This window comes from Phycisphaerae bacterium, from assembly GCA_035275405.1.
In the GTDB taxonomy this organism is placed as follows: Bacteria; Planctomycetota; Phycisphaerae; order UBA1845; family UTPLA1; genus DATEMU01.
Genome location: DATEMU010000003.1, coordinates 619,915 through 636,520, shown reverse-complemented (window position 1 = coordinate 636,520; position 16,606 = coordinate 619,915). Strand labels below are relative to the sequence as shown.

The 16,606-nt window shown below is 64.3% G+C and carries 7 protein-coding genes and 1 pseudogene; 2 read left to right on the top strand and 6 right to left on the bottom strand.

Translation table 11 applies throughout. The annotated features are described in order from the left end of the window. Positions 1–25: 25 nt before the first annotated feature. Positions 26–2,608 carry a tetratricopeptide repeat protein gene (locus VJZ71_04575; protein HKQ47328.1) on the top strand — a complete coding sequence of 861 codons (2,583 nt, stop codon included), beginning with the start codon at positions 26–28 and terminating at the stop codon, positions 2,606–2,608. Next, entirely contained in the window at positions 2,605–5,193 is a 2,589-nt protein-coding gene (locus VJZ71_04570; GenBank protein HKQ47327.1) for a tetratricopeptide repeat protein, read from the top strand. The genes VJZ71_04575 and VJZ71_04570 overlap by 4 nt, the downstream gene beginning before the upstream one ends. On the opposite strand, the pseudogene VJZ71_04565 reads toward VJZ71_04570, so the two are convergent. The 6 genes and pseudogenes from VJZ71_04565 to VJZ71_04540 all read right to left on the bottom strand — a co-directional run bounded on the left by VJZ71_04565 (position 5,166) and on the right by VJZ71_04540 (position 16,603). After that, positions 5,166–5,357 (bottom strand): annotated as a pseudogene (locus VJZ71_04565) (translation initiation factor). The gene VJZ71_04570 and the pseudogene VJZ71_04565 overlap by 28 nt on opposite strands. Positions 5,358–5,562: 205 nt before the next feature. After that, entirely contained in the window at positions 5,563–6,687 is a 1,125-nt protein-coding gene (locus VJZ71_04560; GenBank protein HKQ47326.1) for an NPCBM/NEW2 domain-containing protein, read from the bottom strand. Positions 6,688–6,785: 98 nt separating this feature from the next. Then, a complete protein-coding gene (locus tag VJZ71_04555; GenBank protein HKQ47325.1) occupies positions 6,786–7,880 on the bottom strand; it encodes a prenyltransferase/squalene oxidase repeat-containing protein in 1,095 nt (364 codons plus the stop codon). Beyond that, the gene (locus tag VJZ71_04550; GenBank protein HKQ47324.1) at positions 7,867–12,087 is read right to left on the bottom strand and encodes a hypothetical protein; all 4,221 of its coding nucleotides are present in this window, start codon (positions 12,085–12,087) and stop codon (positions 7,867–7,869) included. The genes VJZ71_04555 and VJZ71_04550 overlap by 14 nt, the downstream gene beginning before the upstream one ends. Then, positions 12,054–14,459 (bottom strand): VWA domain-containing protein, encoded by a 2,406-nt coding sequence (locus tag VJZ71_04545; GenBank protein ID HKQ47323.1) that lies wholly within the window; start codon positions 14,457–14,459, stop codon positions 12,054–12,056. Before VJZ71_04545 ends, VJZ71_04550 begins: the two co-directional genes overlap by 34 nt. Further along, positions 14,456–16,603: a BatA domain-containing protein gene (locus tag VJZ71_04540; protein ID HKQ47322.1), complete on the bottom strand. Its 2,148-nt coding sequence runs from the start codon at positions 16,601–16,603 to the stop codon at positions 14,456–14,458. Before VJZ71_04540 ends, VJZ71_04545 begins: the two co-directional genes overlap by 4 nt. Between the last annotated feature and the right edge of the window lie 3 nt (positions 16,604–16,606).

The window sequence follows — 16,606 nt, the reverse complement described above, 5'->3', positions numbered from 1 at the left end:
TCTGCCATGAGCCTATCATCCGCTCATGCCGTCGCCTAGTGTATTGGCGCCTCCCAATGTTCCGGCGCACCGCGTAACGTACACCAGCACTGTCGCCGGCATGCTCTTCGTCGCCCTCGTCGCCCTCGCCTTCGGCTGGCCCACGCGGCTTGGCGGCTACATCGCCGGTGACGACGAACGCCTCGCCCTGAATCACGTCTACGTCAACCACCCGTCGCTCGCCAACGCCGCCCGACTCCTTACCATTGTCCACGGCGATCTTTACCAACCGCTCCCCGTCCTCTCCTTCCAACTCAACTACGCCCTCGCCAAGCCGAGCCCCGATTCGACGCACGGCGTCAGCCTCTACGGCTTCCATCTCACCAACATCCTCCTCCACGCCGCCAACGCCGCGCTCGTCTTCCTTGTCGCGTCCCGCCTCGTCCCGGCGCGCCGGGACCGCCGCATCGGACTGCTCACTGCACTATTCTTCGCGTGCCACCCCTTCGCCGTCGAGCCCGTAGCCTGGATCAGCGGACGCACGATCCTCCTGGCCACTCTCTTTTCGCTAATCCTGCTCCTCGAGTTACCGTTCGGTCGATCGCCCATCGCGTCCACGCTTGCGTGGCTCCTCGCGCTCGGATCCAAAGTGCTACCGACTGTCCCCATCGCCGCTATGTGGTGCGATTGGCGACTCAACGGTTCAATTCCACCACGAAGGCGTTCCATCTACGCGCTTCTCATCCTGATCACCGCCGCCGCAACCTGGTTCGTCTATCGCGCGACGAGCGAGGCCGGGTTCATCGACGCCATGCAGGCCGAACCCGCCGACCCTGTCCCGATCCGCATCCTCCTCGCCGGTCGCTACTACCTCGAAAGCTATGTCTGGCCCAACCGCCTCGCCGGTTGGTCGCCGCCGCCCCAAGGACACAACCTGGCGTCGCCCGCCGTCCTCATCGCACTCGTCGAATACGCCGCCCTGCTCATCCTCATCGCCCTCACCTGGCGACGCCAACGCACGATCTGCCTCGGTCTCGTCCTCTTCCTCATCCTCATCGCCCCCTTCCTCGCCGCATCCGTCGCCCGCCGCTTCCTCGCAGCCGACCGTTACATGTACCTCCCCATCGTCGGTCTGCACCTCGCCGTTGCGTCCGCCGCCATCGCTGTCTTTGACGCGCTGCGCCGACGGTTGGGACCCGTCACCGCTGCGCTTCCGACGATGATCCCGGCGACGGCCTGCCTGATCGCGTGGTTCATCGTCGGCTGGCGACTCGGTCCCACTTGGTCCACCAACGTTACGCGAAACCAGCGAGCCCTCGACGTTTACGGTGACAATGTCCTTGCCCACGTCGAACTCGCCAAGGCCTACGTCATCGAGAAACTGCCCGACGAAGCCCTCATCACCATCGCCAAGGCCCGCACGCGCTGGCCGGACCACCCGCGCCTCGCCGGTGTCGCCGGCGAAGCCCATCGCCTCAAAAAGCAATGGTCCGCCGCCGCCGGGGAACTCAGCCGCGCCGCCGCCGGTCTTCCGCATCACCTTTGGACGCTCTACTACCTTGCCCGTACCTACGACGACATGGGCGAGGCCGCCCGAGCTCGCGCGCTCTACACCGATATTCTTGACCAGCATGCGAGTTATTTCCCTGCCCTCGTCGCCCTCGCACGCAATCACGAAAAATCCGGCAATATCCCCGCCGCCATCGAGGCCTACGAGCGCGCGATCACCATCAACCCCCACGATCGCGACGCGCTCTTATCCCTCGCCGTGCTCCGCATCCGCCAGAAAGACTGGCCGGATGCAGAGTGGTCGCTGCAATCCATCCTGCGACTCGACCCCAACGACCCCGCCGCCCTCCTCAACCTCGGCGTCATCCTTGCCCGAACCAATCGCCCGACGGAAGCCCTCACTATTTATGACCGCCTGCTCGCACGCGACCCCGCGGCGTCAACACCTCGCCTCAATCGCGCCGCCCTATTGGGTCAGCTCAATCGCCCCGCAGAGGCCGAAGCTGACTACCGCGCCGTCCTCGCTGCGCACCCCGATCACTACGACGCCGCGGTCGGTCTCCACGAACTGCTCCAGCAGCAGCATCGCGAGCCGGAGCTGCCCGCCCATTGGCGAAAAGTCGCGGCCGCGGGCACCGCCGGCGTACAACCGTGGATCGTTTGGTCCGAGGCCCTTGCCGGCAATTCCGAATCTGCACAACGTGCGGCAACAACGATCGCTTCCGAATCACGCGATCGCCCATTCACCGACTGGGCCCTCGCCTACCTCGCCCTCCGCGAAAACCGCACGCAAGACTTCAAGGACATCTTGAGCAAGTTCTCCGCTGATCCATCGGTCACCCATGCTTCCCTCCAACAGGCCCGCATCATTCGACTCGCCCTGCTCAATCTCCCCGACCCCCTCCGCGACTCCCCCGCCGTTCATTTCGCCCTGGCCAACGCCTTCCTCTACGACCGGCAGACCGATGCCGCCCGTGCCGTTCTCTCGCAGCTTATGCAAAGCGAAAAAGGCGGCGGCTGGGGCGAAGCCGCCGAGGATCTCTACCGAAGAATCGAAGACGCCGGCACCCGACCGACAACCTCCGCCCCCAGGTCCAGCCGCATGCCGATCCAGCCATGACAATGATCAATGACGACACATTGCATGATCGCTCGCGTTGGTTGACGCTTGGTGGTCTTCTCCTCGTCGCCGCGCTCGCCTTCGCCTTCGGCTGGCCCTCCCGCCACGGCGAATTCCTCTACGGTGACGACCGCTACTTTGTCGTCGAGCACGTCTTCATCAATCACCCCTCCTGGCGCAACGCGTGGAACCTCGTCACGATGGTCCACAGCGACCTCTACCAGCCGATTCCGATGCTCTCGCTCATGCTCGACTACGCCCTTGCCGGCCCCGACGTCGCCGGCCGGTTTCCCGTCAGCACGTGGACGTTCCACGTCACCAATATCGCCCTGCACACGCTCAACGCGGCGATGGCCTTCCTCATCGTCCTCCGCCTCGCCCGCTGCCGCCGCGTCGCGCTCGTCGCCGGCCTCCTCTTCGCCTGCCATCCCTTCGCCATGGAGCCGGTCGCCTGGATCACCGGCCGAATGGTCCTGCTCACCGCGACGTTTTCGCTCGCCCTCATTCTCGTATGCCTATCCCGCCGCCCCGGTCACGAAGGTCGCTGGGCCATCCTTGCGATCGCCGCATGGCTCGGTTCCGTCCTCAGCAAAATGTTACCCAGCGTGCCGCTCGCCGCGGCCTGGTGCGACGTCCAATTTCGCGGCCGCCTGACGCGCCGCGCCTGGCTCGTGTACGCGATCCTCCTCGTCATCGGCGCGGCCGGCACGACGCTCGCTGTCAGGGCGACGCATGAAATGGGTTTCTTCGAGGACACACAGGCCGAAGCCACGACCAGCATCCCCGTCCGCATCCTGATCGCCAGTCGCTATTATTTCGAAAACTACCTCTGGCCTGCGCGTCTTTCCGCCTGGGCACCACCGCCCCATCGCGTCCCCTTTCTCTCCCTCCCTGTCGCCATTGCCCTCGCCGAATGGGCGGCATTGTTCGCACTGCTCCTCTGGTCGCGGCGACGATGCCGTCTCGCCTACGTCGGACTCGTGCTGTTCCTGCTCCTGATCGCGCCCTTCCTCGCCGCCGTCGCCGCGCGCACCTTCCTGACCGCTGACCGCTACATGTACCTGCCGATGCTCGGCCTGCACCTCGCGCTTGCCGCCGCAGTCGTCCAGGTCTTCGACGCCCTCCACAGGAAATGGTCGCTCCTCCCCGCAACCGCGCTGTTCGGGACCGCAATCCTCGCGCTCGTCGCGGTCTATTTGCAAATCGGCTGGCGCCAGGCCGGCTACTGGAAGAACATGGTCGCCCAGGCACATCGCACACTCGAAGTCTTCCCCGACAGCGTCGACGCGTACTACGAAGTCGCCCGCTCATACACCCATGCGGGAGACTTGGATGGGGCCCTGCGTATCGTCCAGGAAGGGCGCCGCCGCTGGCCGGACGACCCCGGGCTCGCCCTCCGTGCCGGCGAGGTTTATCGCCACAGGAAAGATTGGCCGCGCGCCGAGAAAGAGCTGTCTTATGCCGCCGCCCGATTGGGAGGAAGTGATGTCTTCGTGCGCCACGCCCTCGCCCGCGTGCTCGACGAAGTCGGCCGGCATGACGAAGCCCGCGACTACTACCGCCGCATCCTCGATGATCAGCCCGGCAATCTCCCCACCGTCGTAGCCCTCGCCAAGAGCTTCGAAAAGACCGCCGAATGGGACGCCGCCCTCGCCGCCTACCGCCGCGCCGTCGGTATCAACCCCTTCCACCGCGACAGCCTGCTCTCGCTGGCGGTCTTGCTGATGAAGCGGGAGGAATGGACCGAGGCAAAACCGCACCTGCTCGCTATCCTCGAACTCAACCCCAACGACCAGGCCGCCCTGCTCAACCTCGGCGTCGTTGAGGCACGGTCGGGCAACGCCGTCGAGGCCGAGGCCCTCTACAACCGGCTTATCGAGATGGATGCCAACAACACCTCCGCCCGCCTCAATCGCGCCGCCCTCTGGATGACCACCGGTCGCAACACCGAGGCCCAAACCGAATTTCGCGCCATCCTCACGAAAGACCCCGACAACCGCGATGCGATGATCGGTCTGCACGAAGCGCTGCAGCGAGCGGGGCAGTTCCGGGAACTCGTCGCTCTGTGGCGCGCATACAAAGGGGACTCTATCCCTGAACCTGAACGCTGGTCCTGGCTGGTATGGTCGCTCGCCCTGACTCACGACGGCGACCACGCCGTACGATATGCCGCTCCGCTGCCTGAAAAATGCGCGCCCCGGTCCTTCGCAAATTGGGCCATTGCATATCTGGCATTCGTTGAAAACGAGATTAATGCTCCTCCCGAGATCTTGGGACCCCCTAGTTCCCCCACAGTTCCCACTACCAATCGCCTCGAATGGCTCCGCATGGTCCAACTCGCCCTCGAAGTCCTTCCTTCCGATCAGCGCAACTCTCCCGCCGGTCTTTACCTCCTCGCCCGCCTCGCCCTCGAAAATAACAACACCGCGCTCGCCGCCCAGGCCGCCCGCCAATGCGCGGCGTCCGCAACGGACGCACAACTCAAAAACGCCGCAAATGCCGTTCTCGAAGTGATTGCTAAGTCGCAAGAAAAATCGTCGACGACAACGCAAAAATCTCAGCCGCCCGATGGCTTGGCCGGATAGCCCAGTTCCCGGAGAATTCCGACCATCTTGTCCCGATGGTCTCCCTGCAATTCGATCCGCCCCTCGCTGATCGTGCCGCCGGCACCCTACTTCGCCTTAAACGTCTTGAGCATCGCCGGCAGGTCGGTCGCGCGAGCGTCGAGGCCGCTGATGATTGTGACCATCTTCCCGCCTCCCCGCCGCTCGCGGCTCACCCGCGCAGGCTGGTGCTTCGGCAAAAGCACCTTTCCATCCGCCCCGCGCGGGCAGCGACACTGCTGGACCCCCTGCCCGCACCGTTCGCAGGTCACTGGTCGCTCAAGCGGAGTTCCGTCGAAAAGGCCGGACATGAATTGATGACAAGAGTTCCTACGCTGAATTAGTTTCCGCCTACTTCCGAATCAGCGCCGCATTCGCAACATTCACACGATCCTGTACGTCGCCGCGTTTGCCGAAGCCAACTTCGATAGTCAGGCGGTCGCCCCCGGTGACGGGCAGGTCGATCGTACGCGGCGCTTCACCAAACCGCAGACCGTGGAGGACCAGCACTTCGCGGTCGTCCAGGCGGATGATCACGTCGGCGTCGGCATGAGGACCCGCCGAATCGTCGATGCCGACGAGGGCGGTCAAGCGCTGGTATGCGCCGCCCAAATTCCAGGTGATACGGCAGGCCGAGTGCAGACCGACGCCGCAGCGATAGGTTCGCCCCGCCAGCACAAGCGGGCCGCCGAGTACGTTTTGGTCGATTCGGTAGCCCCACTGCGTTTCAAAATAAGGAGCGGCTTCGTACTTTTCGACGGGCAGATCGCTGAGCCATTTGCGCCGACCGCCGTTGACTTCAATGGCGATGAGCAGCTTGTCAGGGATGACCAGGTTTTCCATGCTTGCGAATGAAGCGTGCAACTCGCCGACTTTCCAATTGAACTTCGGCGACATGAATCGCGAGCCGTCGCACAATCGTATGTCGGCCGAGAGACCGGCGGGCTCACCGCGCTTGGCCGCGGCCAGGGCGACGGTCTGGATCTTTTCCCAGGCGAGTGGCCGCTCGTCGCCCCCCTCAGACAGCCGCAGGATGCCCTTCTCAGCGCCGGCCATTACGCCGCGCAGCCGATCGCCATTGACCATCTCAACGACATCCTCATCCCCCGCCGGTGGCGGCTCGCGCCCTGCCCGTCGCCAAAGGCGATCGATTCGCTCGATGGGCAGCTCAATTTCGCCGAAATCGGCGTTGTGGAGCAGCAGGCGCTCGTCATCGCCTCCGGAGATATTTCCGAGGACCTGCGAGGAGTCGGCCAACCGCACGATCCAATCCGCCGGCGCGACCGGGGCGCTCGCGGTCTTTGGTCCGCGCGGTATCGCGGCCGTGCAGGCCGCCAGGGGCTGCACGTTATCGACGTCCGTCGCGTTAAAATGAGAATCCTTGCCGCCGTCGATGGCGATGAACAAATCGCCGGGGAAATCCCAGGAGACGATGCGGCCGTTGATGGGTGAATTGCCGATCGGTGTGACCGACACTGTTGATGAGGGTTGTGTTCCAAACAGAGCTGAGGGCGCCTGTGCTACAGAGGCGGCCAACGCAAAGAAGACGAGAACACGTGATCGCACCAGCGCACCTATTTCTGAAAAATCGGAAGCGTCTGCTTCGGGATCTGCAGGACAATCAGCGCCATGGCCGTGCCGTACTCGCTGCCCGCCTCCCCGGGCCAGTACCCATCGGGCGACTGTTTAGCCAGCAGCTCGTCGCGAACCGCCGGCCACCACTGCGCCCAATGCTCGCCGCCGGCCATGAACATCGCCTGGGCGGCGTAGTACTGACCGTAATAGTAGTGCGTCTGCTCCTGCGTCTTGCCGGGCAGAAACTTTTCGAGGTAAACGAGGCCCTTTCGCGTGGAGGCGTCGTCGTGAATCCCCGCGTAGTACAGCGCGGCGACGCCCGCCGCCGAGCGCGCGAACATCGAGCCCGCCGAGTCGAGCATATAGCGAAAGCCGCCGTCGGGATTCTGGCTGTCGTGGACATATTGAATCGCCCGGTCGATCGTGCTCTTGGGAACTTCAATGCCGGCGTTGCGCGCGGAGCGCAGGGCCATCACCTGGCAGATCGTGACCGACAGATCGGCGTCGGCGCGGATCGGATGATACCGCCAGCCGCCACGGTCATTCTGCGTGCGGACGATGAGGGCGACGGCCTTTTGCAATTTCTCGCGGAGGTCCGGTCGGGGCGACATGCCGTACATCTCGCCGAGAAAAAGCGTCGCGAAGCCGTGACCGTACATCGGGCCGTATGAGGTTTCGGCGGCGATGAGTCCCGACTGTTCCGAGGCCGAATCGAGGACGAACGCCAGCGCATTCTCGACATTCTTCGCGTACGGCCCGCGACCCGGGACGCTGCCACTTTCCACGAACGCCAGGGCGCCGAGCGAGGTGATGCCGACATGCCGGCCATACTGCGACTCGCTGCCCCACGAGCCATCGGGCTTCTGCTGCTTGGACAGCCAAGCGAGGCCCTTGTTGATGGCGAGCTGCTGTTCCGAAGCTTTTTCTCTCGAATCGATCGGCTGAGTCGAGGGGGCCTGGGCCAGGGCGGAAGGGCAAAGGAGAATGGCGAATAGCGAATAGCGAATAGCGAAAGAAGAGATTGAACCCCGGACGCGGGATGGACCGCCTCGGGTTTCGCTATTCGCTATTCGCCCTTTGCTATTCTTCTGCATTCCGCCGCGCCTCGTCCGCCAATGAGCGATAGTACTCGAGGATTCGCTCGCGGTATTTTTCCGGAAACTGCTCGTCGAACCCCTGTGATATCTCCTCGCGATCGCGCTGCGGCAGATAGCCCCAGCCGCGAGACAAGTCGGTCTTGTCCGCATCGCCCCCCTTTCGCCCGCGGCGGGCGGCGTCTTGAGGATCTGCCGGGCGACTGACCGCTGCCGGGGCCTTTCCCTCGCCCGACTTCGCCGGGGTGCCCGGCGAGGAACGGCCGCCCGGCCTGGCCTGGCGTCGCCGGACCGTCGACGAGCGATCGCGCGAGGCGGCGCGATTCTTGCGCGCCTCGGCGATCAGTTGGTCAATACCTTCGAGAACCTGAACCTGGACGCGCTGAGTCTTTTCACCCGTGTCGAGCCGGTCGCGTAATCCTTCCGCCGCGTCGTCCATGGCGGTGATCGTCTTCTCGACGGCGTCTACGACGGACGATTGGCCGCCGAGCAACCTGCGGACGAGTTCCTCGTCGACCACCGAATCGCTTGTCTTGCGTTTGGGAGGCAGCGTCGCTTCCTGATCCTGAGCCACTGGCTGTGTGGTTGGTCCGAAGCCCGGCAGAAAAAACGGCCAATCGGTCCTGTTGAATTTGTTCTCTTTTTCCTCTTTGTCTCCGTCGGCCCCATCGCGGTTAGGTTCTTCGGATTTATCGATCATCTTAACTGCCAGTTCGTGAATGTCTTTTTGCAGCCCGCCGGTCAATTGAATTTCCTCGAGCTGCGACTCCGTTCGCAGCAGCGGATCAGGCATCGATCGATCCAATGCGGCAGTCCGGGCGTTGACTTCGGTTTGCAGGCGGCGCAGGACTTTCAATTCCGCCAGCGTCGGCACGGGCTTCTCCGGGGTGGGGCTGCCGGCGCCGCCGCCACCAGAGTCGTCCACGAAGCGGGCCTCATCTTTCTTCGGTTCTTCCGCGGCGGCCTGGAGAAGATCCGCCAACTCGCGCAGAACGTCATCCTGCTCCGACAGGGCCGCCGGGCAGTCCTTTTCCTCCAACCTGGCAGCGGCCGACTCCATTCGCTCGGCGATTCTCATGCACACATAGTCGTACACGACGCTGGATTTCAGTTTCTCGCGAACCTCCTGCAGCGGCGTCGTCAACCCGCGCTGGTCCTTGGCCAACTTTGCCGCGCGAAGACTGTCCGCCCGCGACAGCCGCCGGTCGGAGCTGCTGCGGGCGTGGATTTCGGCGGTTTCGCCGCGAAGGCCGGCCTGCGCGCGGCGCAGGTCGCCGAGCAGGGCGACGATCTGGGCCAGCGACCGCTCCGCGATGGCCTGCTCGGTCCGCCCTTCCAGTCGTTCAAGAAGTTCCAGGGCCGCGTGGAGTCCGTCCAGTGCATCGCGCTGCGCGTCGGGAACATTTGCCGCTTCCGCCTGCTCCAACAATTCTCCGGCGGTCTGCATTCGATCCGCCGCGCCGTGGATGGCCTTCCTTGCAGCCGGTCCTTCCTCTTCAGAGTCCTTGACCTTCGCGGCTGCGGCCCGGCTTGTCTTGTGCAGCGTCATCTGACGGTCGGCGAGCTTCAGCAGCGTCTCCTCCGCCCCGCCCGTCGAAGCGGCTGCCTCCGTATCGCGCAGGAGCGCCTCCTGCGCCGCGATAATCTTCCGCAACCGCGCCGTCAGGTCCTGAAGCGCCCGGGAAAGGTCCGCCAATTCCCGGTCGGGCTTCTTCTCCAACGCCGCGATCATGGCCCGAAGAATCGCCGCGGCCCCGCGCTGCGCTTCGGATGCCCTGCTGAATCGGCCCTCGGCGATGGACTGGGTCGCCTGATCCATGTTCGCCGGCAGGGCCTTTTCTTCGGCGAGTCGGGCTGCCGCGTCGACCGACAAGCTCGCCGCCGTTTCGCTTTCCAATTTCTGCCGCGCCCAGGTCTGCATGGTTTGAATCAGTGTGGACACGTCCGATCGCAGTTGCGATTGACGCGCCGCGAGCATCGGCAACGACGATTCACCGGTCTCGCCCAGCGACCGACCGGCGATCCTGGCCAGCGAGGCGGTGTCGCGTTCGAGCGCCTCCTGGCGATCGAGCACCTCGCGCAGCTTACGAACGAGCTCCTCGAATTCGCTCCAACGCTCGACCTCGTCAAGCATCGATTGCAGCACACCGGCGACTTCATCCTGCGCATCCCGCGAGGCCTGCAGGTGTTCGTGTTGGACGTCGGCCTTCCGCGCGTCGCCGGACCTCGCCAACGACTGGGCCGCCTCTTTCAACCGTTCCTCTACGGACCCGCGAAGCCGCCGAGCCAGGCGTTCAGCCTGGCGCATGGATTCCGATGTCGCGGCCCCATTGCGGGCGGCCCTTTGAGCGACTTCCTGGGTCTTTTCGGCGGCCTGACGGCTCTGGGCCGTCAATCGCTGGAGACGAGCCACGAGCGATTCGACGGCCTGGCGCTCCGTGGCATCAAGGGGCGTCGCTGCGGCCGGATTCTGATCGAGTTGTTGAGTCCGCTCGGCTGCGGCAAGCAGGTCCGTCAACAAATCGCGCAAGGGACCGCGGACGGCCATCAGCTCAGACCGCAGCCGATCCGCGAACTGTTCCAGAGAGATGATGTTGATGGTGACGATCAGCGAACGAACAGGCTCGTGCGTACGGCCGTCGAGGTCGAAACCGTCCCGCGCCTCGACGCAAATCCGAATGGCGTCGCCCGGCACCGGCTTCAGCGTCTCGATATTCCATGAATAGACCAGCGCGCAGCGCAGCGGCGGCGGCGCCGGCCTCGACGCTGATTCGCCCTCCGAAGGACCGTCACGCGCGATCGTCAAGAGATCGGCGACGGTCTGAAACTCCGGCGTGTTCTTAGAGGCCAGAAGGGTAAAGGCGGCCAAACCCACATCATCCTGCGCCGTCGCTTGAAGCTCCACGATGGCGGCCGGCGTCGCCTCGCTGACGCCGGCGGGGCGCTGAATGGCGACCGTCGGCAGCTCGTCCGGTCTCACGCGAATTCGATAAACGGGTCCGCCGCGCGATTCGAGGCCGTCGGCATCGACCAATGCCGTCTCAATCGTCGTGCTTCGATCAAGCGTCACATTCGCCGAAAACATCGCGCCGGCCGGATTCTCGGCGATCAGCGGCACGCGACATTCGCCGTCGAGGATCAACGCCGCCTTGGAAGCTCCGTCGCTCCCGATCGGACGATCCGGCGTCACGTCGAATCGGGCTTGGCTGCCGCGCAGCGCCGTTACCGGCGCGTCGTCCAATACGCGCGAGTGCGCGGGTAAGTGACGGGCATATGGGGGCGGCGTAACAGTCACACGGGCGGCAGTGACGGCAGGCCGTTTCACGACCTTGACCTGAAACGGACGATTGGCCGTGTCATCGTCGCCCGCAGAGAAGCTATAGGAAAGGGGGGAGCGAATGTTCTCCAGAGTGAACCGATAGACGCCGTCGGCGTCGCGGCGCATTTGCTCGCGTTGGCGGTGCTGCGACGACGAACTCCAATGAACGAAGGCCCGCGTCGAGGCTCGATCCCCGCGATCCAGCCGCATTTGGGCGGTGAAGGCCTCGCCCCAGGCCACAACGACATCCGTCGTCAGTGGGGAAATCTGCGCTGCCTTGGGCCATTCAACCGCGGCGAATGGCCGAGCGAGTCGGATGACTCCCGTGGAAACGAAACCCGGGGCCAACCACGCGACCAGGCCGACAGCGGTCAAGGCACCCATGGTAGAGAGAGTTGAGCGAATCGCCGGGCGGGCGCGGAGGAGGCCCCGCGATGGAAGGCCCTCGGTGGAGCGGATCGTCTCGCTCACGACCTGTCGCCACATCTCGTCCGAGCCCTCTCCACCCGCCTGCAAATACGCGACGGTCCCGGCCAGCCGGTCTTTCACATGCGCCGGGAGGGCCTTGAGTCCGAGGGCCAGTTGATCCAGATGGATGGGCGCGGTCAGCGGCCGCCAAATGGCGCGATAAGCCCACCAGAGCGCGAAGACGGTCCCGAGGGCCAGAAAGTTGATGCGGACAAACCAGGGAAATCGAACCCACCAATCCAACACCGCCAGGATGGCGGCCATCAATATTACCCACGCAATGAGCCGGCCGATGGCCTCTACGACGAGAAGTGCGCGCACCCGCCGGCGGACGCGGCGCAGGTCCGCCAGCATCGCATTCGTTTCGACATTTGTCGCTTGCTCGTTCACGCCATTCCCGCCGATCGACGCATGGTCCATTCTGTTCCGATCAGCGTCACAAAGAGTAGGAGAATCACGCCCTTGTCCCACAGCGGCTCCTCGATGTCGTCGGCGATTTGGATGCTTCGATCGGGGATCACCGATGCCAGGGCATTGAGGTCCAGTCCGTCGACCGAAACGGCGCCCGCCGAGTCGTTCGTAAGGCGCCAAAAACGACCGCCGGTTCGTCGCGCGAGTCGCTGTAAATATTCGTGATCCGCCTCCAGCCGCCGCTGCTCGACGTCGCCGGCGACAACCGTGACGTTTCTTGCGTAACGGCGCGCAGGGGCGCCCGCTGCCGGTGGCTCGGCGATCAGTGCGAGGGTCCCCGGTCGCCGCGGCCGGAATTCGCCTTCGAACACGCGGGTTGCCGGCCCGTTTGATCGCAAGACAAGCCGCCCCACGAGTTCATCAGCGGCATCGCGCACCTGACCGGCGATGGTGGTCAAATCGCCGATCGGCAAGTCAGTTGACGCCGTCAGTCTGACCTGGATTTTTTCCCCGACTTCGCATCGCCCCCGATCCGCCTCCAGCCGCCAGGGCCGCCCCTCGCCGAGCTTTCTGGCGCGGGCGAGTGTGTGCAGGGCTTGCAACCAAAATGTGTCGTAAAATATTTCACCGGAGTCCTGCCGCAAGCGCCAGAGATCGTCGCTGCCAAGATAAAATGTCCGCCCCGCGCCGTATCGTCCCAGCACGGCGAGGGGAATCGGCCCGCCCGCCGATTGCGCCGTCGGGTGAACCGCTAATACGCTGGCGGCCGGCTGCGGCCCCAGCACGCGGGCGTACCAGTAGAGGCCCGGCATCGAGGGCATTTCGTCGCCCGGCCGCAGGGTCTCATCTCTCAATTGAAAGATCGGGTGGGACTGGCCTTCGCTGGTGAGTTGAATTCGGAATTCCTCCGCCAAAGCCTTTTCGTACCGACCGTGAAAGTGAGGGTCGATCTCCACGGGTAGGAGCTTTTCCAGAGGAGTCTGACGAAGCCGTTGCGGCATGTTTCGTTCGCCCGCGATGAACGCCAATCCGCCGCCCTGTTTCGAAACAAAATCCACGAGCAGCGATTGCTGAACCGGTGTCAGCCAGTCGCCGCGGGGATCGACATCGCCGAGGACGATCACGTCGTACGGGCGTAGTTCCTCGATGCTCTGGGGAAACCGCCGAATCGGCAGCGTCCCTTCCTGCAGAAAGCCCGACGTCGCCCCCAGGAGGAGGCAACTACTTTCGATGCCGCTTTCGCGAAGCAGCAGGTTCTTCAAATAGCGATATTCGAAACGCGGCATGTCCTCGACATAGAGCACGCCGATCTTCTCGTCATGCGCCGTCACCGACGTCTGGGCAAAATTGTTTTCCAGTTCCAGCTCGCCCGCGCAGGGTCGGACGGACACTTGAAGGACGCGCCGGCCCACCGCCGTGGGGCGGTATTGAAACTCGCCCTTGGCCGGCGGCCCAAGGGGAACGGCCTGGTGCGTCTGCGTGGCGATGACTTCCCGACGTGCGGCGTCGGACAGTTCTACGACGATGGACAAGGGCACATCGATGCCGACCGCCTCGATCTCGTAACGAACGGCAACCGTATCGCTCAAGAAGACCTCTTCCGGCGCCCAGATCGAGGCGACGGCCAGATCGCGGCGTGGCTGGGTCGAACCCACCGCGACAACATGTACCGGGATGGATCGCGCCAGCGCGGCGCTGACCGCCTCCTCGATGTCATCGGCGGCGGTCTGGCGGCCGTCGCTGATGACGACGAGGCCGGCCATGCGATGGCCCTGCGTCTGGTGAACGACCTGGACAATGGAGCCGGAAACGTCGGTGCCGCTTCCCATCGGAACTACTGATTCGAGATTCCGAGTGATTTTCGAATGATCCGCATCCTTGACGTCCAAAACCGCCAGCGGTTCGGCCTGCTTTCCAAAAAGCCACAACCCCAGTCGATGCCGCTCGCCGAGCCGGCCCAACATTCCACCCTCGGGAGCGGTCAAGGCCCCCGCGGCCTCTTGCCATCGCGTCAGCGGCTCGCGACTCGGCGGATCGACGAGCGTGGGCGCCGCGTCGCGCGCGGCCATGCTCGCCGAACGGTCGACGAGAACGGCGACGTACGATGGATCCACGTGATTGCGCCGCAAGACGAGCATCGGCTGACCACAAATAAAAAGGGCCGTCATGATCGCGCCGAATCGAAGGACCGCCAGCGTCCAGCGAAACGGCCGCGGATGGGGTTCGAGGCGATAGGCGAACCAGACGACGATGCCGGCGACCACGGCTCCGACGAGCATGATCCACGGCGCCGGGGGCGCGGCAAATTGCAGCGAGACCGGACCCTCGTCCGCAAGACGGATGCGGTCCAGGCCTAGAAGCGTTTCCAAGAGACCCGTCATGATTGCCCCCGGAAGAGCATGGCCATGATGGTCTCCAGTGAAAGAACCATGAGCAGCACGACCATAATAAGCGGCGCGATCTCCCGCGGGGGCCGGGTGCCGAGGTCGGCCAGTGCGTCTTCCACCTGCGCAGCAAACCTAACGTCGTCGCCCAGTAACCGGCGGACGACCGTGGCGTCGACCGGCGCAAGATCGCTTTCACGGGGATCGATGTTGACGGCGTCGATAAAGCGCTCGCGGCCCGCCGTGACGCCGTAGAATCCGGGTCGATCCGTGCCGGCATAGACGACGGCCGTGCCGCCCGAGGTGTCTGTCCAATCTACTTTTACCGACGCGCCATCGGGGCGCTGAACGACGCCCGCGCTGCGGGGTTCCTTTCCTTGGTCCAAGTGAAGTATGCTCTGGCCGATGAGCAAGTTCGTCGTGCTTCGATCACCACCGGCGGCAAAGAGCGTGAGGTTCAGCATGAGCGGGACAAAGTCCGGCTTGGCGGGCAGGTTGTTCCAGGCCATGTTCGCACTGGTCAGCCAGAACAATGCCCGCCCCTGCCCGACATCGGACTGGATCAAGAGCGGGTCGCCGTTCGACAGCCGAAGCGGGGCATGCAGCTCCCGTTCGGTCGCGCGCGGCCGGCATTTCCAATAGGAATTCACATGAGCGGCGCGAAGTCCTCCGCGATCGCTATGGACGAGGTCGGCCAGGGCCAGATGTCCCGGTTCATCGAGGCGAACGCGCCACGGCTCGGCCAACGCCTTCGCCTGGTCTTCGAGTTCAAATGAAAAAAGGCCGGTATGGCGGGCGGCGACATCGTTGAAATGATCCGTCAGGATGCGGTCGCCGCAGACCACCAGGAGGCCGCCGCCGGTGCGCACAAAACGCTCAATTCGCCCCCACTCGGCGTCTGGCAGATTTCGCACGTTTCCCAGCACGACGACCGAATAATCCGCGAGAACCTCCCCCTCGAGTTCGAGTGGAGCGATCGTCTTTATCTGGATATTCGTTCGCTCAGGCCGTGACGTTGACGACGAGACCGCCACGGCATAGTAGAACAACTCGCGCGCCGCTCTTCGAGAATCGTCCGATCCTTCCACCGCTAGGACCGACAGGTCGGACGCGACTTGCACCCCGAGGAATCGCGTGTTATCGGCGGGCATGGCGTCATCCGTTTTGATTTGTGCCGCGACGCGATGCGGCCCTTCCGTGTTGAACACCAGCTCGAACGGATCACTGGCCTCGCCGTGGGGTTCGATCGGACCGATCGTCCGAGTGGAAGCGACGGCGCCGTCGACCAGGACATCGCAGTTCACCCGTTCGAGTGGGCGGGCTCCATGATTGGTGAGTCGAACATTGAATCGGGCGGGGACGCCGACGCCGACGATTTGACTGGCCGCCGTTAATGCCGTCACAGCGACATTGTCCCGCGAGGCGGGCCCGACGTTGAGCACGATGATTCGGTCAATAGTAGGCCAGCGCTTTCCCAACTCCGCGGGAGCCGAGGTCGCCCTATTGGAGATGGTGTGCGACGCCGCGGTTCCGTCACTGATGAAATACACCCACCGGGCGCCGGCGGCCGCCTGTCCACGCGACAAGACGTCTGCGGACAACCGCATCGCACCCGGTACGTCGCCGGTCGCCCACGAGCACTTCCATCCGTCGAGGATGCCGCGGAGCGCCTGGCGATCGTGCACCGGTTGGTCCATCCAGGTGCGCGGCGATTGCGACGCGGCAATCAGCGCCAAACCGTCGCGAGCATCGGATTGTTCAATAATTTTTCGCGCCAGGGCCTTGGCGGCGTCGAACGAGGTGGACCCGTCCGGGTGAACGGCCTGCATCGAGAAACTGTCGTCGAGAAGGATGACCCGATCGAATCGCGGGCGGGCGAGGGCGTCGCCGAGCAACGACCCCGTCGCGAGAGGTCGGGCGATCGCCGCGCCAAGGAGGACGATGATCAGCGTGCGCAGGATGAGGAGCAACCAACGCTCGATGCGGATTCGCCGCTTGGCCGATTTTTGCGCGGCGGCGAGAAACATCATGGCCGCCCAGGGTTGGCTTTGATAGCCGCGCCGGCTGAGCAGGTGAATGACCAGCGGCAGCAGGGCCAGGCCGCCCGCCGTCGCCAACATTGCCGGATGAAGAAAGGTCATCGC